Raw genomic sequence first — 17,067 nt, 5'->3', positions numbered from 1 at the left:
GGTGGCAGCCCCTTTTTCGTGCGGTTCAGCGGGTGTACACGCCGACGTCGTCGATGTCGGCCTTCGAGCGATCAGGCAATGCGATCACGCACGCCACAGTCACCACGACCGACGCGACGATGTAAATCGAGATCGAGTACGGCGTGCCGGTGGTGTGCAGCAACCAGGTCGCCAGCAACGGTGCGGGACCGCCCGCGAACACCGATGCCAGCTGATATCCCAATCCCGCGCCGCCATAGCGCAGATGCGTCGGGAAACTTTCGCCGATCAGCGCCGCCTGCGGGCCGTACTGCATCGAGTGCGCCACAAGGGACACGATGATGGCCACGAAGATCATCGCGTGGCCGCTGTGGGTCAGGACGGTGAAGTACGGGAACGCGATCACTCCGGTCAGCACCGCGCCGGTCAGGTACACCTGTTTGCGGCCGATCCGGTCGGAGAACTGGGAGAACAGCGGGATCAGCACCAGTTCTGCCGCGGCGCCGACCAGGACCGCGTTGAGCACGAACGTTTTGCCGAATTCCGGTCGTTGCACGACATAGACCAGGACATAGCTGGTGAACAGGTAGAAGGGCATCTGCTCGCTGAAGCGCAAGCCGGCCGACAGCAGGATTTCCCGCCAGTGGTGCCGCACTACGTCCTTCACCGGGGCTTTCGAGGTGCGCTTGGCCGCGACTGCCGCGGCGAACATCGGCGTCTCCAGGATGCGCAGCCGGATGACCAGGCCGATCGCCACCAGGACCAGGCTCAGCAGGAACGGGATTCGCCAGCCCCACGAGGAAAAGGCGTCCGGCGACAGGGTTGCCGACAGCAGGGTCATCCCGCCGGTGCCCAGCACGAGTCCGACCGGGACGCCGACTTGCGCGAAACTCGCCAGCAGGCCGCGTCGTCGCTGATCGCCCCATTCCATGGCCAGCAGCACCGATCCGCTCCACTCGCCGCCGATCGCGATGCCTTGCACCAGGCGCAGCAGCACGAGGATCAGCGGGGCGGCGATGCCGATGGTCGCCGCCCCGGGGAGCAGGCCGACGACAGCCGAGGACAGGCCCATCAGCAGGAGCGTCACGATCAGCGTCGCCTTACGGCCGAGGCGGTCGCCCCAATGGCCGAAGATCGCCGCGCCGACCGGGCGGGCCGCGAAACCGACCGCGTAGGTCGCGAACGACTGCATGACCCCGGCGTAGGACGAGGACGCGGGGAAGAACAGATGGGGAAAGACCAACGCCGCGGCGGTGTTGTAGAGGAAAAAGTCGTACCACTCGATGGTGGTTCCGATCGAACCGGCCAAAGCCGCCCGGCGTACCTGCACCCGGCGGTCGCCGGTCGAAGCTTGGACTGACTGGGTGACCTCGTTGTCGCCTAGAGTCATGGTCGTGCACCTCTCGTGACGGTCGTCACACTACAGTGTGAACGACTGGCAGAGGTTTGACGATTCCTGACGTCTGCTCCGGACGGGTTGTTTCCGTCCGTCCGGTACACCGGACGGACCTGGATCGGGCACCGCGCGGCCAGGACGCGCGACTACCATCACAGCTGTGACGGAGGACAAACCGCTGCGGGCCGACGCGCGGCGAAACCGCGCAAAGGTGCTCGAAGCCGCCGAGACGGTCTTCGCGGCCAAGGGCACCGGTGCGCCGACCGAGGAGGTCGCGCGCGAGGCCGGCGTCGGCATCGGCACGGTGTTCCGGCACTTCCCCACGAAAGAAGCGCTGCTGGAAGCCGTGCTCTACGCGCGGCTGCACCGGTTCGTCGACGAAGCCGACGCGGTCGTCGCGCAGAACGCCGAGGACGCCGGGTCCGCGTTCTTCACCTTCCTCACCAGCTGGATCGAGATGTCCAGCGCTAAAAACGCCTACTTCGAGGCACTCACCTCGGCCGGAGTGTGCGTCCCCAGCACCGGTTCGGTGATCGGGGAGCGGCTGCGCGAGTCCCTCGGCGTGCTCCTGCGCCGTGCCCAGGACAGCGGCGCGGTCCGGCGCGACGTCACCACCACCGAGCTGATCCCGGTGATCATCGGCACCGCGAAGGCAGCCGAGCACGTCGGGTCCGACCGCGAACTGCGGGACCGCACCATCGCGATTCTGTTCGACGGTCTCCGCACCTGAGGCAGCGCAGCACAGCGGCCAGCAGATCGGTGCCGAGCGAGTAGCGGACGTGCTGGCCTTGTCTCTTCGCGGTGAGCAGGCCCGCCCGGCGCAGCTCCGCGCGATCCCAGTTGTGCGCCAGTTCGCTGGTTGCGCGCCGGCGTGCGGACCAGCCGCACTGGATGCGCGAGCGCGTCGAGCCGCAGTGGCGCTGCACGCGTCCCCGTGTGGTCGGCTGCGATCTTCGTGGTCGCGTTGCAAGTGCCGGTCACCGTCCTGCTGTCGCGGATCTCCCGGCGGAGCGCGCTCGGGGCTGGGGGAGTCGTGCTGACGGTGTCGTACCTCGGTTTCCTCGCGGCTACCCTGCTCGGCTCCGGCGGGGCAGCACCCGCGATCGCGGCGGTTTCGGTGGTCTGCACCATCGGCGAGATCATCCACGCGCGGGCAGCGCCACCCGGCCCGCGCTTGCTCGGCCGGGTATCGGACTGGCCGCGTCTCCGGCCGTGCTCATCGCGCTCGCTCCGCTCGGCCGGATGCGCTCTGGGGCAGGCTCGCCGGGGCGACGCTGCTGTCCGCGGGCGCCGTGACCAGGGCAGGGGAGCCGGGCCTAAACTGAGCTGATGACCAACCGCTTAGTCTGTATTGGCGATTCGTTCACCGAAGGCGTCGGGGACGACGATCCGTCCGCGCGCAACGGGGTGCGCGGCTGGGCCGACCGGGTCGCCGAGGTGCTGGCCGCCGGCGAGCCGGGCTTCCGCTACGCCAATCTGGCGGTGCGCGGGAAGCTCCTGCCGCAGGTGCTGAACGAGCAGGTCGAACCGGCTTTGGCGATGAAGCCGGACCTCGTCACCGCCTACGCGGGCGGCAACGACCTGATGCGGCCGCGGGTCGACATCGACAGCGTCGCCGACTCCTACGAGCGCGCCGTGGCCCGGTTCCGCGCGGCCGGCGCCCAGGTGCTGCTGTTCACCGGGGTCGACGGCGTGGAAGACGCGTTGTTCCGGCAGATCCGCGGCCGGGTCGCGATCTACAACGAACACGTGCGCGGCATCGCGGCGCGGCACGAGACGCTGCTGGTGGACATGTGGTCGATGCGCCAGCTGCGCGACCGTCGCATGTGGTCTCCGGACCGGCTGCACCTGAATGCCGCCGGGCACACCGAAATCGCCATCGCCGTCCTCGACGCGCTGGGCGTGCAGCACGGTCTCACGCACGCCGCGCTGGAACCGCGCCCTCGTCTGTCCACACGGGAACAGCGGGCGGCGAACCTCCGCTGGGGACGGGAGCACGCGCTGCCGTGGATCGGTCGACGCCTGCGCGGCGAATCCTCCGGTGACACGATCGCCCCGAAGTACCCGGAACTGCGGTCGTTCGACGAGACCGTCTAGCCCGCGAGCTGCCGCGCGCGATGGCCGGCGACGTTGACTCGTGTGCCGCAGCGAGTGGAACAGAACCGCCGGCGCCCGTTGCGCGACGTGTCCACGAACGCAACACCGCACCCCTCGCGCGCGCACACGCCGAGACGGTGCGGCTCCTCGCACACCAGATGCGCGAGCCCGCCCGCCGTGTAGGCGTAGAACCGCTCGACCACGCCCGCACCCTCGCTGGAGTAATGCAGATGCGGCGCTTTCCCGTCGTGGCTGGCGATGTTCGGCCGGCAAGCAGCGACGGCGAGCAGCTCGTTGAGCAGATCGATCCGCTCGGCTGTCGTTTCCGCGACGAACACCTGATGCAGCCGCCGCCCCCACGCGAGAATCCGCTCCGCCTCGTCCGCGGTGATGCGGGGCAGCACCATGTCGCGCGCCTGCCCCGCAGCGCGCACCTCGGCGGCCGTGCTGTCGTCGCGCTGGGCAAGAGTCGTCAGGTCGGCGGCTACCTGCGCGCCCGCGCCGCCGTAAGGGTTGAAGTGCACTCGTCCATTACAGCACAAGTCTTCTTCCCCGGAAAATAAGATTGACGCATAGCTTCGCCGTAGGTGAAGATGATTTCAGCACAGCGGATGAAGGAGCGGTCATGACGAACATGCGGGAGAGGCGAGGCCAGTATCCGGCCGCCCTCCGCGCTGTCCGGTGTTCGCCGCTTCAGCAGCGCCAAGCCGACCGAAAAGACGGCCGCTTGGGCGGTATCGCTCCCTGACCTGACGCAGCAGCCGCCGCGCACCGGGAGCCGTCCGTCGGGAAACCGATCCGGGCGGCTTCTCTCGTCAGGGCCTCCGAACGCATTCAATTCTCGTCGCATTTCGCGACGGCATTTCCCTGCTGCCCATTTCACGGCGGCGGTTCTTTGACAACTGCACAGCGGAGCAAGACATTTCCGAGACTCGTCCCCGTCGCCTCACCCGCGGCCAGGACGAGCGCCGCCGGACCCGCACGGTGAAGACGGGGCGGCGGCCGCCCCACCCGGCTGTAACCCGGGCGCCCTTTCGGGGCAGTGAGGGTTCGACTCTCTCCCTCACCACTGCGCCCGGCCCAGGGCGCGTCCTGCGGCCGTGGCGAACTCGGCGGACACGTCGGGCTTCCCCGCCGAAGAGGACGGTTCGATGCCCTCCGGCCGCTCGCGGTCCGGCACTGTCGCGGTGCCGGACGCACACCCCTGTAGCTCAGTTGGACAGAGCGCCGCACTACGAATGCGGAGGTCCCAGGTTCGAATCCTGGCCGGGGTACGGGCCCGGCGCCGAGGGGGCGCCGGGGCTTTCCGCCGCGGACCGCATCCGGATGCGAGGGGCACCGGCGACCCCGCCTGGTTCGGGACCAGGAGCCACCGCGTTCGACCCGCGGGCATCCGACTTCGTCAGCCCTCGCTCCCGGTGGGTGTGACCGGCAGCATCGCGGACTTTGGATCCGCGAGCCCAGGTTCGAATCCTGGACCGGGAGCCGATGCCCGTTCGTCCAACGGGCAGGACGCGGAAGCCGAGGTTCGAACCCTCGACGGGCAGCAACCCCGCCTCCTCTCGGGCCGTTGGCTCAATCGCGCGTTACCCGGCGGGTTCGGGGTTCGCATCCCTGGCGGCCCACTCCGCCCCCGTGGTCCAACGGATACGACGCCGGCGTCCGAAGCCGGGAACGCAGGTTCGACTCCTGCCGGGGGCACGATTGCCGCGCGACCTGATGATGGCCGATCTCGACGAGGCCGTTCGCTGGCCTGCGCGCGCTGGTCGAACAGCCGGAGGCCGAGCAGGCAGCGGCGGCCCGGGAGAGCGGGTGGTCGTGGCCGGACATCGCCGTCCGGCTCGGCGTCGCCAAACAGACCGTGCACCGCCGCACCGAGAGGGCCTGCTGGTCCGCGGAGATCACCCTCAGCTGAGCCAAGCCATGGGCCGGGCGATCGCCTTGGCGCATGGCCTCGAACATCCGCGTACCGGCAGGCCACGGAGCGGCCGAAGAAGCGTCCGCGGGGCCGTTCTTGCATCCCGCAGGCACCGGCGCGGCCGCCGACCGGGCAGCCCTGGGGATCGATCTCCGAGGCCTGACCGGGACAGTGCTGGACCGCCCGCCCGCACGCGAACCGTTGCTGCCGGAAGCCGCCGCTCGGGCTGGACACACAGGCGGCCTGCGAAGCATCCCTGCGGCTCGCGCGCGCTTGCGGGGAGCGGGAGCACCGGACCGAGCAGCTCGCCTTCGTGCTGGTCACGCTGGATCCCGGCGCGTCCTGGGGCTTCGGCGTCGCAGGCGTGGATCAGCGGGCCCTGCTCGCCGATCCCGCCGCGCAATCCGGTGCTCCGAGTCGAACGACGGCTCGGCCAGCGGGTCCGCCATCGCGACCTCGTGCGGCGTTACCAGCACACAACAGGACGGACCGTCTCCGCCGGGGACGCCGTCGCCGCACTCATCGCCACCTGATTTCCGTCCCCTCGGACGGCTCCCGCGCGCGGTTCGGCAACCAGCGGAGCCTCATCAGCCCTGCCAACGTGGATCGGCACCACGGCGCGCGACTGGCCTGCTTCACGACGGTCGTGGCACGGCCCGCAAAGCCGTGAGGCTCCCTCGCGGGTCTCCGACGCTCCGCTGCGCGGAGATCCGTAAGGGTTGAACTGCACTGAACCATTACCGCACGATGACGGCATGGACGAGAACCGTTGCCCCCGCTGTGGCTGGCCCCTGGCCGAACTGCCCGCTTCCGCTGTCGTTCCCGCGTCGGCGGGCAGCCGGGCCGACTATGTGCGTTGTGTGTGCGGCAGCTGGATCGCGCGGCTCAGCGGGGTCGTCGTGGGGTCTACCCGGCCGCGCTGACTCACCAGTGTCCGGGCCGGGCCAGCCGCGGCGGGAGCTTGGTCGCAGCGTCGCCGCGGGTGGCGTTCACTTGGGACTGGGTAAGGAAAATGCTGTCGGTGAAGTCGGCGCCGCGGACGTCGGCGTCACGCAGATCCGCTCCGATCAGGTCAGCGCGGCGCAGGTCCGCGCCCCGGAGGTCGGCCGCGATCAGGCAGGCGCCGCGCAAGTTCGTGCTGCGGAGGTCCGCTCCGGCCAGTTTCGCGCCGATCAGGTCTGCGCCGCGGCGGTCCTTCTTGCGCCCGGCCCCGGTGCGCACCAGTTCGCTGGTGCGCACCAGCAGCGGGTTCACCTGAGCCCGCCGGGCGTCGACGTCGATGGCCAGCACCGCGTCCGCGTCCCCGGCGGTGATCTGTTCGAGCTCGGCGATCTCCGCGTCCAGGTCCGCGTGGATTTCGCGGGTCGCGGCCAGCGAACGCGCCTCGGCGAGGTACCAGAGCAGTTCGTGCAGATGCCGCATCACCGGGAGCGCGGCGAACATCCGCTCGCGGGTTTCCGGGGCCTCGCGCCAGCTCCGGCCGCCGAAGGTCACCTGCGAGACCTGCTGTCCGGCGCCAACGCAGTCGTACCCGGTGCAGCCCGCGAAACCCTTGGGGCGCAACCGGTCGTGGATGCCGCAGCGGAAGTCGTACAGCAGGTTCGGGCACGGGTCGCCCGCCCGCTTGTCGATGGCGAAATCAGCTGATGCGGTGAAGGTGAGCGCCACGCAGCAGAGGGCGAAACAGCTCGTGCAGTCGGCGGTCAGAGTGCGGTGGTCGGGCAAGGTCTCTCCAGCGAAGGCGGGCGAACCCGTCCAGCGTAGTCGCCGCTCAACTGCCCGCGACGACCACGACGCGTCGGCGGCGCGAACGCATCGCCAGCGCCGCGAGCACGAACACCTCCAGCTCGGGTTTGACGCCGGACAAGTCAGCGGTGCCCGCGGTGACGGTGCCGACTGTGTTCCCGGCCTCGTCGACCTGCGCGTGGTCACGACGGCCGGTCCGCCGGAAGCGCAGCTCCGAACCGCCGCTCTCGACGCTCCAGATGCGCGTGCCCGGCCGGTGAGTGCTCGCGAGCACCGACCCGTCGGCCGCCAGCAACTGGTAGCTGCGGAACCGGCGGCGGATCCGGTAGCCGGCGCCGTCCAGCCGGAACTCGCCTCCGGACCGGCCCTCGATCACGGTGAGCGGGCGGCCGTCGCTGGTGATCTCGTACTTGGTCAAGCCGGACTTCTCGATGTGCAACATGGACAAACTCCAGCATCGCCCCGCCCGAACCGCCCGTGCCGTTTGTCATGGGTGATCATCGGCGAGGCGCCCGTACCATGATCGACATGCGCGAACCCGATCCGGACCGGTTCTCGGCCCGCCAGTGGCCGGACTGGAGCTTCTGGACGGACGCCCGCAGCGGAGGGCCCGGCCTGCGTCTCGGCCGCGTCCGGTCCGTGGTGGTCAACGGCCTGATGATGGGTTTCCTGGCCACCTGGGTCATCGCCATCGCGGACGGAAAGCACGGCCCGGTGCGCACCGGGCTCGTCTTCGGCTTCCTCGGCTGCTACGCCGTGGCGTACCTGCTGGTGCTGTGGTTCGGCCCGCTCGCGCTGCGGCGGCAGCGGATCGCGATGGTGGCGGCGATGTTCGCGCTCGGTGTCACGCCCGCGCTGATCCTCGGCTCCCCGGCGTACCTGACCGCCCTCACCTACGCGATCGCGACCGGTCTCATGCTGTTGCCGCTGCGGTTTTCCCTGCTGCTGGGCTCCGCGGCGGCCGTCGCCCAGATCGCGTGGATGCTGGCCAGGGACGGCGTCGTCGCCTGGGGCCAGGTCCTCACGCTGGTCGCCGTCACCGCGATCCTCGGCATCGTCTACGCGCTGACGTTCACCGTCGGCCATCTCCGGCTCGCTCGCGAGCAGATCCGGCGGATGGCTGTCGACCAGGAACGGCAGCGCGTCGCCCGCGACCTGCACGACGTCCTCGGCCACAGCCTTTCCACGATGACCCTGAAACTCGGCCTGACGCGGCGGATCCTGGAGACTTCGGACGACACCGACGCGGCGCTCGCCGAGATCCGGGATCTGGACGACCTGTGCCGGGAGGCCCTCTCCGACGTCCGCGCGACCGTGTCCGACTACCGCACGGTGTCGTTCGCGACCGAAGTCGCCGGTGCCCGGATGGCGTTGCGCGCCGCCGGAGTCCACGCCGAACTGCCTGCCGCCGCCGATGCCGTAGCTCCGGAACTGCAGGGCGTTTTCGGTTACGTGGTAAGGGAAGCCGTGACCAATGTGCTCCGCCATTCCGACGCGCAGCGCTGCGTCGTGCGCGTCGGCCGCGACTGGCTGGAAGTCGCCGACGACGGCACAGTCCCGGCGGAGGTCGTTCCCGGACACGGGCTCACCGGTCTCACCGAGCGGATGGCCGAGGTGTCCGGCTCGCTCGAACACGGCCGCGGCCCGCACGGCGGCTTCCGGGTGCTGGCCCGCGGCCCGGCGACGGGAGGCGCCGCGTGATCCGGGTCCTGCTGGCCGACGACCAGGCGCTCGTGCGCGGCGCGTTGGCTTCGTTGCTGCGGATGGAATCCGACATCGAGGTGGTCGCCGAGGTCGGCTCCGGCCTCGAAGTCCTGCCCGCCGCGCAGCGGACCGCCCCGGACATCGCGCTCGTCGACGTCCAGATGCCCGGCCGCGACGGCCTCGCCGTGACCGCCGAACTGCGGCACGCGCTGCCGGACTGCCGGGTGCTGATCTGCACCACCTTCAGCCGCCCCGGCTACTTGTCGCGGGCGATGTCCGCGGGCGCGGCCGGGTTCGTGGTGAAGGATTCGCGCCCGGAGCAGCTGATCAACGCGATCCGGCGGGTCCACGCCGGCCTGCGGTTCGTGGACCCGGCGCTCGCCGCGGAATCGCTGGCCAGCGGGGCGAGCCCGCTCACCGACCGCGAGGCGGACGTGCTGCGCGCCGCGGCGGAAGGCGGAACAGTCGCGGACATGGCGCTGGCGCTGGGCCTGTCGGCGGGCACGGTGCGCAACCACCTGTCGTCGGCGATCGGGAAGACGCAGGCCCGCACGCGCGCGGAGGCGGTCCGGGTCGCCGAGACGAGCGGGTGGCTGTAGCGCGCACGCCGCGGAGAACCAGATCGAGCCAGGTCCCTGCGCGGCACCGCCGAGGTCAGGGGAGCGGCTGGTCGATCTGCTCGCGCAGGATGTCGCCGTGTCCCGCGTGCCGGGCGAACTCCTGGATCATCGCGAGCATCGTCCAGCGCATGCTGACGGTGCCCTCGCCGGGGAACTCCTTGGTTGCGTCGAGGTCGAAGCGCGCGGCGATCTCCCGCGACCGCTGGCTGGCGCGTTCGTACTCGGCGATCACGTCGGCCACGGTCTCGTCGTCGGTGACGGCGAAGGTGCCGACGTCGCGCTTCGAGTATCCGTCGCATTCGGACTCGTCGAGCCCCGCCCAGAACCGCTGAAACCAGATCCGTTCCGCCGCGGCGGCGTGCTTGACCACGGAAATCGGCGTCGACAGCGACGCGACGAGCCGTCGTCGCGCGTCGTCCTCGGACAGGCCGCGGAGGGTCTCGACCAGCGCTTCGCGGTTGCGGTCGAGCGTGTTCTCGAGCAGTGCTCGTTCGGTGCCGTCGGTGATGCGTTCAGTGGGCATGGTTCTGCTCCGTTCTCGGGCATGACTGGGGACGGCCTGACGAGGCCGGGATCGCTGAAGTGCTCGCAAGGCGAGCGCGCCTGCGCGGGCCGGAAAAGCACCGCGGGCGATGACTGTCAGCCAGTCAAACCTGGCGACGGAAGATATTGAACCACAACTCCGGCTACTCGATCTCGTCCGGCTGCTCCGCCTCCTCGGCCTCGCGAAGCCGCCGCATCTCGTCGAGTTCCGCCTGCCGCGCACTCAAGCGAGCCCGCAGTTCCGCCAGCTCAGCGTGCAGCGGAGCCAGCGTTTCGGCGTACGCCTTGGTCGCCTGGCTCACCTGCGCAGCGGACTCCGCGACCCGCTGATCGGCTGCCAGCTGCACGCCGCGCACCCGTTTGTCCGCCTCCGCGGCCTGCTCGCGCAGCCGCTGCTCCTGCTCCCGCATCCGGCTCTCGTGCTCGACGGTCAGCGATGCCCGAAGCTCCTGCTGCGCTTCCGCCGCCGTGCGGCGCGCCTGTTCCAGATCCTCGACCGCCGTCGCGCGCAACGCCGAGATCTCGCGCTGCAACGCCGTGACCCGGTCATGCGCGGCCGCCGCCTGTTCGAGCGCCCGCTGCCGGTTGTTCTCGGCTTCATCGCGGACCGCGAGCGCGGTTTCCTGTGCTTTCCTTGCCGCGACAGCGCTGGCGAGCGCAGCGTCACGCTCCTCACGGTCCACTTCGGACTGTTTCCTGGCCGCTGCCTCAGCCGCGCGCGCCTCCTCCGCATCGGTTACCGCGTGCGCGCGCTCCGCGTTCGCCACCCGGACCTGCTCCAACGCCTCGTCGCGAGCGGCTTCGGCCTCCTCCCGCGCTTCGAGGGCCGCCGCGGTCTGGTCGGTGACGTGCGTGCGCAGCGCCGACAGCTCCGCGTGCAGCGGATCCAACGCCGAGAGCGCCGACCCGAGCTGCTCGTCGAGCGCCCGGGTGTCGAGCTGGGTCATCGGCTGGTCGGGTCCGTAGACGGTCACCCAGATCTCGCGCTGCTCGTCGAGCATCGCGCACGTGATGACCTTCGCGCCCCACCTCCCGTACCGCTCCGGGTCGGCCGGGCAGTACGGCGTCGGCCGCCCGCCTTGCCGGGGGATAGGCGGCAGCGGCCGGCCGCAGTACGCGCATCCCGCCTCGTCTCCGGCGGCCAGTGCCCGCACGGTCGCCTCCCGGCGTTCCTCCCGGCTTCCGCGCCGGATCGGCGGCCCCATCGCCTCCATCAGTGCCCCTTTCCGCAGGTGAGACCCACTCTACCGTTAGGGTATTAAAACCGAAACATGAGGTATCGGTAATTAAACGAAAACTGGAAGACGACCACGGGAGTTCACTATCATATGGATAACTGAGATTATTCATATAGTGATAGCGCAGACCGCTTCGAGAACGCCCAGCAGGGGTGTCCCGCCTGTCCTGAGCCAGGCAGGACACCCGGACCCGATGTCAGCCGCACTTGGTAGCGACGCCGGCGGTCGCTCCGTCCTGCAGGTAGTAGGCGGCCACATAGCCCTGCTTGTAGGTGTCGCCCAGCTCGCGGACCCAGCTGCCGTTGCCTTCGACGTTCGCGCCGTGAGTGCAGCAGCAGGCGTCGTAGCGGTTGTCGGCGGTCATGCAGTCGATTTGCTGGCTGCGGGTGGTCAGTGGCCTGCCGGGGTCGAGTTCACCGACCTGCCCAGGAGACCTAGGTCCCGGCGATGAACTCGGCGAGCAGGCCGTGCGGTGCGTCGGGACCGAACATCTGCCGTTGCAGGTGCGCGCCCTCGGCGGCGGTTTCCGCGCCGCGCGGGAACATCGCCTGCTCGTACTCGGCGAGGGCGGCCTCCGCGTCGTCCGGGTGCGCGGCGAGGGCGAGCCCGAGTTCGGCGCCGTCGAGCATGGCCAGGTTCGCGCCTTCCCCGTTCGGCGGGGCGAGGTGCGCGGCGTCGCCGACCAGGGTCACGCCCGGCACCCGTTCCCACCGGTGCCCGATCGGCAAGCCGTAGTGCGGCCGGAGGACCGGCGGGGTGTCGCTTTCGGTGATCAGCGTGGTCAGCGCCGTCGACCAGCCCTCGTACTCCGCGGCGATCCGGGCGGCCGCGGCGGCCGGATCGGCGAAATCGATGCTGTCGAACCATTCCGGCGACCGGGTCAGCCCGAGGTAGGCGTGCAGGATTCCGTCCCGCTCGCGGTGTGCGGTGATGCCCTGGCCCGGCGAGAGCACCAGCAGCATCCCGCCGCCGACCGCTTCGGCCGTGGCGGGGAACCGCCGATCGGAGTCGTGGACGAAGGTCTCGACGGTTGACGTGCCGGTGTACTCCGGCTTCGCCGGGGACAGCAGCGGCCGGACCTTCGACCAGGCGCCGTCCGCCCCGACCAGCAGGTCCGTGGTGATCGTGCTGCCGTCGGCGAAGGCGATCTCGTAGCCCTGCGCCAAGGCGCGCACCCCGCTGACCTTGTGTCCCCAGTGGACGGTGCCCTCCGGCAGCGAGTCGATCAGCAGCTGCCGCAGCTCGCCGCGGTGGACCTCGGGGCGGCCGCCGGTGCCGTCGTCGGGTTGGTTGAACAGCACGGTCCCGTCCCGGGACAACAGCCGCAGCTCTTGTCTCCCTTCCAGGATCAGGCTGCGGAATTCGGCGGTCAGCCCGGCGGCTTCGACGGCGAGCTGACCGTTGTAGTCGTGGATGTCGAGCAGGCCGCCCTGGGCGCGCGAGGTCGGGGACGGCTCGGCCTCGTGGACGACGGCCGGGATTCCGTGGACGTGCAGGACGCGGGCGAGGGCGAGACCGCCGAGCCCGGCGCCGACGATCGTGACGGAGGTGTTCACGGCACAGTTCCTTCCGGGGAGAGTTCTGGTACGCCATTCCATATTGGAACGTCGCTCCAGATGTGTCAAGATAGGCGCATGGGTACGGGGACTCGCCGGGCACAGCGGCGCACGGAGGCACTCTCCCGGGAGCGCATCGTCGAGGCGGCGGTGGAACTGCTGGACGCGGCCGGCGAGAGCGGCCTGACGTTCCGGGTGCTCACCGAACGGTTGGCGACCGGGCCCGGGGCGATCTACTGGCACGTCGCGAACAAGGGCGAACTGCTCGTCGCCGCGACCGACGCGGTGGTGGCCGGCGCGCTGGCGGCGGAGCCGGCCGGATCGCCGCGGGAGGAAGTGCACGCGGTCGCGCTCGGGCTGTTCTCCGCGATCGACGCGCATCCTTGGCTCGCCGCGCAACTGCTGCTCCAGCTGTCCCGCAGCCCGGGCGGGCCGGTGACGCCGCGGATCCTCGAAAGCCTCGGCCGCCGGGTCCGCGCGCTGGGCGTGCCCGAGGAGCACTGGTTCACCGCGACGTCGGTGCTGATGCACTACGTCCTGGGCGCGGCCGGGCAGAACGCGGCGAACAACCAGGTCTCCGAGCCGGAGGCGGACCGAGCCGAATTCTTCGCCGCCACGGCGGAAGCGTGGGAGGACCTCGACCCGGAGGAGTTCGAGACGACGAGGTTGATGGCGAGCCAGATGCGCGAGCACGACGACCGCGAGCAGTTCCTGGCCGGGATCGATCTCGTGCTCGCCGGGGTCGCCGCGCTGTATCCGGGCGAGCGCGCATGACCCTCGCGCTCACCGATGCCGGGGGAGCGGGCAAGGATGCGCGAGAGCGGTTCGGCGAGTTCCTGCGCGTGTACGCGTCGCTCAACACCCGCGTCGCGTACGCGACCGATCTTGGCATCCCGCTCGACTGGGTGCCCGGCTATCAGCCGCCCGATCCGGGACGCCGCCGCGGCCGTGCGCGCCGGACCGATCCGGACGCGCTCGCGTGGCTGCCGTGGTGCCTGCGCAACGGGTTCACTTCGTTCGCCGACGTCCGGGTGGAGCACGTCGAGCAGTGGCTGGACGAGCTGGCGCGGGCCGGGTACCGAGACGCGACGCGCGGGCGGATGCTGTCGGCGGTGTCCGCGTTCTACCGCAAGTACCTGCTCCGCGAAGGCTTGGCCGGGCACAATCCGGCGGCGCTCGTGGACCGGCGGGCGCAGCATCTCAACCGGCCGTCCGGCGTTCCGTCGCAGACCGCGCGCTGGTCGTTCGACGCGTGCCGGGCGTTGCTGCTCGCGGCGTGGCTGCTGGCCGACCACAGCCGGAACGGCCCGCGCGACCGGGCGATGGTCGAGATCCTGGTCGGCACCGGGGTGCGCGCGGAGGAACTCGTCGGCGTCGATCTGGGCGACTACCGGCGGCCGGCCGCGGGCGGCATCGGCGTGCTTCGCGTGCACGGCAAGGGATCCAAGGACCGCGAGGTCGCGCTGGCCGCACCAGTGGCCGACGCGCTCGACGCCTACCTGGCCGAGCGGTCTGCGCCGCAGGTCCCGGCGCTGCGCGGGCAGGTAGGCGCGAAGCGAGCGGAGCCGCTGTTCGTCACGAGCACCGGCGCGCGCGTGCACGTTTCGCATGTGACGGCGTTGCTGCGCCGGTTGTGTGCGACGTTCTGCCAGCCGACCAAGACCGCGCGGCTGCAGGAGGTGCTCGACACCGCCGAGGCCCGGTTCGTCGCGACGCACCTGCAACCGTTGTGCGACACCATCCATCCGCATTCGGCGCGCCATTCTTATGCGACGCACGCGATCGAGCGAGGGGTCCCGCCGCGCCAGGTGCAGCGCGACCTCGGGCACGCCGCGTTGTCGACCACCGAGGGCTATCTGCACGACGAGAACGCCATCCGCGATTCGGCCGCGCACGAATTGGCCCCGGCGCTGCATCGCGGCTGGCTCGGCTGATCAGCCGAGCCAGGCGGCCTGTCCCCGGTGCAGATCGCCTGGACATTCCCAGCCGGGCTTGGCCGACGGGCCGATCCGCGGGTCGTCGCGCAGGGCATGCACGTACGCGCGGTCCAGGTCGATCCGCGCGCGAATCTGATCCGCCCCGACGGACCCGTGGCCGGGGACTTCGACGTCGTCCGCCACGGCTTCGAGCGCCCGCAATCCGGCGGGATAATCCCCGATCGGGCCGGCGGTGTCGCCGAACATCGGGACGAGCACGTCGGAAAGCATGTCTCCGGCGACGAGAACCCCGCGTTCCTCGATGAGCAGCGCCGCGTGTCCCGGGGCGTGCGCCGGATGTTCGGCGATCCGGGCGCGTGGGCCGTCCCAGGGGACGTACTCCGTCCCAGCGGGCAGGCCGGTGATGCGGGCGAACAGTTCCATCGGCACGTCGTCGGCGAGCTCCGGCGGCAATCCTTCGACGACCAGGGTTTTCCAGTCCGCCTTCGCCAGCAGGTCCCGCGAGGAGGCCGGGCACCGGGCCGTGCCGTAGCGGGGAGCGTCGCCGAATTCCGCGTGCCAGAGCACGTGATCCCCATCCGGGTGCGTCGCGAAGCCGGCCACGACCGGCTGGCCGAGTTCGCGCAGATCGGAGGCGAGGCAGGCCAGTTCGCCGGTGGTGAGCCCGGGATCGACGAGCAGTCACCATCCCCGCCCCGCACGACGACCGCGTTGTTCTCCAGCACCTCGCTCCGGTGGACCAGCACCCCCCGCCGCCTGGCTCAGCACGGCGACGCCCTTCGCTCGTGATGCGCGACCGCAGCCTGAAGTGATAGCAAAGTGCAAGCACTTGGCATTTCCGGAGCAGCGGTCAGGCCTCGATGAACGGCTCGGCGCACAGCGTGCAGGTGATCGGCCCCAGCTCCAGGATCGACCGGGCAGCGCGGATCCGGCGCGGGGGTTCGCAGCGGCAGATCGCCGCGACGTAATTCGGTCCGCCGCGGTGCGCGCCGCGGCCGTCGACCGGGGCGATCACCACCGGCGGCGCGAGCGGTTCGGCCGCCTCGTCCGGCGCATCGGGATCGTCCGGCGGGGCCGCGACGGCGAGTCGGGCGACCTCCTGTTCGGTGTGCCGCCACACGGTCAGCGCGGCTTCGAGCCGGGAGAGTTCTCCTTGATAGGCATCGAGAGTCGCGGGAAGCGCGGTGGTCGAGGACCAGCCGATCCGGTCCGCCTGTTCGGCCCGCAGGCCGAGTTCGGCGGCGAGCGCGGCGAAGCGTTTGTTGTGGTAGCGGCCGTCGCTGACGTCGACGATGTCGCGGGTGGCGGCGAGCCCGTGCGCGGCCTCGTGAAGCGTGGTGGAGAGGATCTCGGCCGCACTGCGCCGGAGGCCTTCGGCGCCGAGGAAGAACTCGGCGCGCGGTTCGACGCCGGTGCCGACGTGCCAGCGGGACCGGGCGAAGTGGCCGTGGATCTCGGTGGTGGTGCCCATCGTTCCCGACGCCAGCACCAGGATCGCTTCGGGAACGTCCGCGTGCCGCCGCCGGATTTCGGCCCAGAGCTGCTCCATCGCGTGCATGACCCGGGTCGTCGGTCCCAGCGCGGCGGTGTCCATGCGGCCATCTTGCCGCTTAAGCGGTAACTAGCCGAGGGTGAGTCCGGAAAGCACCCGCTCGAGGCCGGCGGCGAAGACGGCGTCGCCGTCCGGATGGACAGCGTCGCGGGCGGTGCGGAACAGGGTGGGGTAGCGGCCGGAGTCGAACATCCGCTGGAGGTAGGGGCCGGCCGCGCGCTGCCAGGCTTCCTCGTCGAGACCGGTGTCGCTGATGAGCCGGCGCTCGCGGATCTCGCTGCGCACCGCGCCGGTGACGTAGGAGTGGACGGTGAACACGGTGATCATGGCGTCCTCGATCGGGCCCGGACCGGCCGCGGCGGCGAGCGACGCCTCCAGGTACGCGAGCGCGTTCGGGCCGAGGCCGGGCCGTCCGCCGATCAGGTCGGCGAACCATTCGTGCCGCTGGACGGCGGCGCGGCAGCCGTGGGCGAGCGCGCGCAGCGCGGCCACGCCTTCGGTGTCCGGGTCCGGCAGCGGGATCTCGCCGTAGACGGCGTCGGTCATCAGGTCGAGCAGTTCTTCTTTGGTGTCGAGGTAGCCGTACAGCCGCATCGGCCCGGCGCCGAGAGCGGCGGCGACTTTGCGCAGCGACACCGCTTCCAGTCCGCCTTCGTCGGCGAGCGCACAGGCGGTCTCGACGATGCGGGCGCGGCTCAGCGGCGCCGGTGCCGCGCGCGCCGGCGGTTCGGGCCGTTCCCACACCAGTTCGTCCATGCTCGCTCCTTTTCGGGTGACAGTA

The 17,067-nt window shown here is 70.7% G+C and carries 19 protein-coding genes and 4 tRNA genes; 12 read left to right on the top strand and 11 right to left on the bottom strand.

Features of this window, described 5'->3' with window-relative positions:
* Positions 1–25 precede the first annotated feature (25 nt).
* A complete protein-coding gene (locus tag BM362_RS26405; protein ID WP_067588743.1) occupies positions 26–1,369 on the bottom strand; it encodes an MFS transporter in 1,344 nt (447 codons plus the stop codon).
* A 166-nt stretch (positions 1,370–1,535) separates the two neighbouring features.
* On the opposite strand from BM362_RS26405, the gene BM362_RS26400 reads away from it, so the two are divergent.
* The 3 genes from BM362_RS26400 to BM362_RS26385 all read left to right on the top strand — a co-directional run bounded on the left by BM362_RS26400 (position 1,536) and on the right by BM362_RS26385 (position 3,472).
* Positions 1,536–2,105, top strand: coding sequence for a TetR/AcrR family transcriptional regulator (locus tag BM362_RS26400; RefSeq protein WP_067588741.1), 570 nt, complete (start codon positions 1,536–1,538; stop codon positions 2,103–2,105).
* Positions 2,106–2,309: 204 nt separating this feature from the next.
* Positions 2,310–2,705, top strand: coding sequence for a hypothetical protein (locus tag BM362_RS26390; protein ID WP_208865346.1), 396 nt, complete (start codon positions 2,310–2,312; stop codon positions 2,703–2,705).
* Positions 2,705–3,472 (top strand): SGNH/GDSL hydrolase family protein, encoded by a 768-nt coding sequence (locus BM362_RS26385; RefSeq protein WP_067588739.1) that lies wholly within the window; start codon positions 2,705–2,707, stop codon positions 3,470–3,472. Before BM362_RS26390 ends, BM362_RS26385 begins: the two co-directional genes overlap by 1 nt.
* On the opposite strand, the gene BM362_RS26380 is transcribed toward BM362_RS26385, so the two are convergent.
* Positions 3,469–3,996, bottom strand: a complete 528-nt coding sequence (locus BM362_RS26380; RefSeq protein ID WP_093574961.1) for a CGNR zinc finger domain-containing protein — start codon at positions 3,994–3,996, stop codon at positions 3,469–3,471. The genes BM362_RS26385 and BM362_RS26380 overlap by 4 nt on opposite strands.
* Positions 3,997–4,455: 459 nt before the next feature.
* Here BM362_RS26380 and BM362_RS47625 point away from each other — a divergent pair.
* From BM362_RS47625 to BM362_RS26365, 4 genes are all read left to right on the top strand, one after another.
* Positions 4,456–4,541 (top strand) — tRNA-Tyr (locus tag BM362_RS47625).
* A 131-nt stretch (positions 4,542–4,672) separates the two neighbouring features.
* Positions 4,673–4,746: transfer RNA gene (locus BM362_RS26375), tRNA-Arg, on the top strand.
* A 139-nt stretch (positions 4,747–4,885) separates the two neighbouring features.
* A tRNA-Gln gene (locus BM362_RS26370) sits at positions 4,886–4,957 on the top strand.
* A 144-nt stretch (positions 4,958–5,101) separates the two neighbouring features.
* Positions 5,102–5,173, top strand: a tRNA-Arg gene (locus BM362_RS26365).
* A 1,141-nt stretch (positions 5,174–6,314) separates the two neighbouring features.
* Here BM362_RS26365 and BM362_RS26350 read toward each other — a convergent pair.
* Together BM362_RS26350 and BM362_RS26345 are read right to left on the bottom strand one after the other, a co-directional pair.
* Positions 6,315–7,115 carry a pentapeptide repeat-containing protein gene (locus BM362_RS26350; protein WP_093574960.1) on the bottom strand — a complete coding sequence of 267 codons (801 nt, stop codon included), beginning with the start codon at positions 7,113–7,115 and terminating at the stop codon, positions 6,315–6,317.
* A gap of 46 nt (positions 7,116–7,161) precedes the next feature.
* The gene (locus BM362_RS26345; protein ID WP_093574959.1) at positions 7,162–7,578 is read right to left on the bottom strand and encodes a hypothetical protein; all 417 of its coding nucleotides are present in this window, start codon (positions 7,576–7,578) and stop codon (positions 7,162–7,164) included.
* Between the two features lie 86 nt (positions 7,579–7,664).
* On the opposite strand from BM362_RS26345, the gene BM362_RS26340 reads away from it, so the two are divergent.
* Both BM362_RS26340 and BM362_RS26335 read left to right on the top strand, forming a co-directional pair.
* Positions 7,665–8,837 (top strand): sensor histidine kinase, encoded by a 1,173-nt coding sequence (locus BM362_RS26340; RefSeq protein ID WP_232791869.1) that lies wholly within the window; start codon positions 7,665–7,667, stop codon positions 8,835–8,837.
* Positions 8,834–9,439, top strand: coding sequence for a response regulator transcription factor (locus BM362_RS26335; protein ID WP_067588728.1), 606 nt, complete (start codon positions 8,834–8,836; stop codon positions 9,437–9,439). The genes BM362_RS26340 and BM362_RS26335 overlap by 4 nt, the downstream gene beginning before the upstream one ends.
* Before the next feature lie 55 nt (positions 9,440–9,494).
* On the opposite strand, the gene BM362_RS26330 is transcribed toward BM362_RS26335, so the two are convergent.
* The 4 genes from BM362_RS26330 to BM362_RS26320 all read right to left on the bottom strand — a co-directional run bounded on the left by BM362_RS26330 (position 9,495) and on the right by BM362_RS26320 (position 12,797).
* A complete protein-coding gene (locus BM362_RS26330; RefSeq protein WP_093574958.1) occupies positions 9,495–9,983 on the bottom strand; it encodes a DinB family protein in 489 nt (162 codons plus the stop codon).
* 163 nt (positions 9,984–10,146) lie between these two features.
* Positions 10,147–11,217, bottom strand: a complete 1,071-nt coding sequence (locus tag BM362_RS26325) for a coiled-coil domain-containing protein (RefSeq protein WP_244287294.1) — start codon at positions 11,215–11,217, stop codon at positions 10,147–10,149.
* Between the two features lie 220 nt (positions 11,218–11,437).
* Positions 11,438–11,605, bottom strand: coding sequence for a hypothetical protein (locus tag BM362_RS47620; RefSeq protein ID WP_167545445.1), 168 nt, complete (start codon positions 11,603–11,605; stop codon positions 11,438–11,440).
* A gap of 70 nt (positions 11,606–11,675) precedes the next feature.
* Complete coding sequence (locus BM362_RS26320) at positions 11,676–12,797, bottom strand: FAD-dependent oxidoreductase (protein WP_093574957.1); 1,122 nt, start codon at positions 12,795–12,797, stop codon at positions 11,676–11,678.
* Positions 12,798–12,875: 78 nt separating this feature from the next.
* Here BM362_RS26320 and BM362_RS26315 point away from each other — a divergent pair, with 78 nt between their 5' ends.
* Positions 12,876–13,571: a TetR/AcrR family transcriptional regulator gene (locus BM362_RS26315; protein WP_093574956.1), complete on the top strand. Its 696-nt coding sequence runs from the start codon at positions 12,876–12,878 to the stop codon at positions 13,569–13,571.
* Positions 13,568–14,731, top strand: coding sequence for a tyrosine-type recombinase/integrase (locus BM362_RS26310; protein ID WP_093574955.1), 1,164 nt, complete (start codon positions 13,568–13,570; stop codon positions 14,729–14,731). The genes BM362_RS26315 and BM362_RS26310 overlap by 4 nt, the downstream gene beginning before the upstream one ends.
* On the opposite strand, the gene BM362_RS26305 is transcribed toward BM362_RS26310, so the two are convergent.
* A complete protein-coding gene (locus BM362_RS26305; protein ID WP_342029822.1) occupies positions 14,732–15,361 on the bottom strand; it encodes an MBL fold metallo-hydrolase in 630 nt (209 codons plus the stop codon).
* On the opposite strand from BM362_RS26305, the gene BM362_RS50345 reads away from it, so the two are divergent.
* Positions 15,317–15,523 carry a hypothetical protein gene (locus tag BM362_RS50345; protein WP_342029820.1) on the top strand — a complete coding sequence of 69 codons (207 nt, stop codon included), beginning with the start codon at positions 15,317–15,319 and terminating at the stop codon, positions 15,521–15,523. The two genes, BM362_RS26305 and BM362_RS50345, sit on opposite strands and share 45 nt — an antisense overlap.
* Before the next feature lie 61 nt (positions 15,524–15,584).
* Here the strand turns inward: BM362_RS50345 and BM362_RS26300 are convergent, their stop codons facing one another.
* Together BM362_RS26300 and BM362_RS26295 are read right to left on the bottom strand one after the other, a co-directional pair.
* Positions 15,585–16,328, bottom strand: coding sequence for a hypothetical protein (locus BM362_RS26300; RefSeq protein ID WP_067588714.1), 744 nt, complete (start codon positions 16,326–16,328; stop codon positions 15,585–15,587).
* 27 nt (positions 16,329–16,355) lie between these two features.
* Positions 16,356–17,042, bottom strand: a complete 687-nt coding sequence (locus tag BM362_RS26295; RefSeq protein ID WP_067588712.1) for a TetR/AcrR family transcriptional regulator — start codon at positions 17,040–17,042, stop codon at positions 16,356–16,358.
* Positions 17,043–17,067 lie beyond the last annotated feature (25 nt).

It is taken from the genome of Amycolatopsis rubida, from assembly GCF_900115345.1.
Classification (GTDB): Bacteria; Actinomycetota; Actinomycetes; order Mycobacteriales; family Pseudonocardiaceae; genus Amycolatopsis; species Amycolatopsis rubida.
This window is presented reverse-complemented; position numbering and strand designations above follow the sequence as displayed.

Coding starts and splice junctions, on each gene's coding strand:
- BM362_RS26405 (WP_067588743.1), bottom strand. CDS start 1,369: ATGACTCTAGGCGACAACGAGGTCACCCAGTCAGTCCAAGCTTCGACC.
- BM362_RS26385 (WP_067588739.1), top strand. CDS start 2,705: ATGACCAACCGCTTAGTCTGTATTGGCGATTCGTTCACCGAAGGCGTC.
- BM362_RS26345 (WP_093574959.1), bottom strand. CDS start 7,578: ATGTTGCACATCGAGAAGTCCGGCTTGACCAAGTACGAGATCACCAGC.
- BM362_RS26340 (WP_232791869.1), top strand. CDS start 7,665: ATGCGCGAACCCGATCCGGACCGGTTCTCGGCCCGCCAGTGGCCGGAC.
- BM362_RS26330 (WP_093574958.1), bottom strand. CDS start 9,983: ATGCCCACTGAACGCATCACCGACGGCACCGAACGAGCACTGCTCGAG.
- BM362_RS26325 (WP_244287294.1), bottom strand. CDS start 11,217: ATGGAGGCGATGGGGCCGCCGATCCGGCGCGGAAGCCGGGAGGAACGC.
- BM362_RS47620 (WP_167545445.1), bottom strand. CDS start 11,605: ATGACCGCCGACAACCGCTACGACGCCTGCTGCTGCACTCACGGCGCG.
- BM362_RS26315 (WP_093574956.1), top strand. CDS start 12,876: ATGGGTACGGGGACTCGCCGGGCACAGCGGCGCACGGAGGCACTCTCC.
- BM362_RS26310 (WP_093574955.1), top strand. CDS start 13,568: ATGACCCTCGCGCTCACCGATGCCGGGGGAGCGGGCAAGGATGCGCGA.
- BM362_RS26300 (WP_067588714.1), bottom strand. CDS start 16,328: ATGGACACCGCCGCGCTGGGACCGACGACCCGGGTCATGCACGCGATG.
- BM362_RS26295 (WP_067588712.1), bottom strand. CDS start 17,042: ATGGACGAACTGGTGTGGGAACGGCCCGAACCGCCGGCGCGCGCGGCA.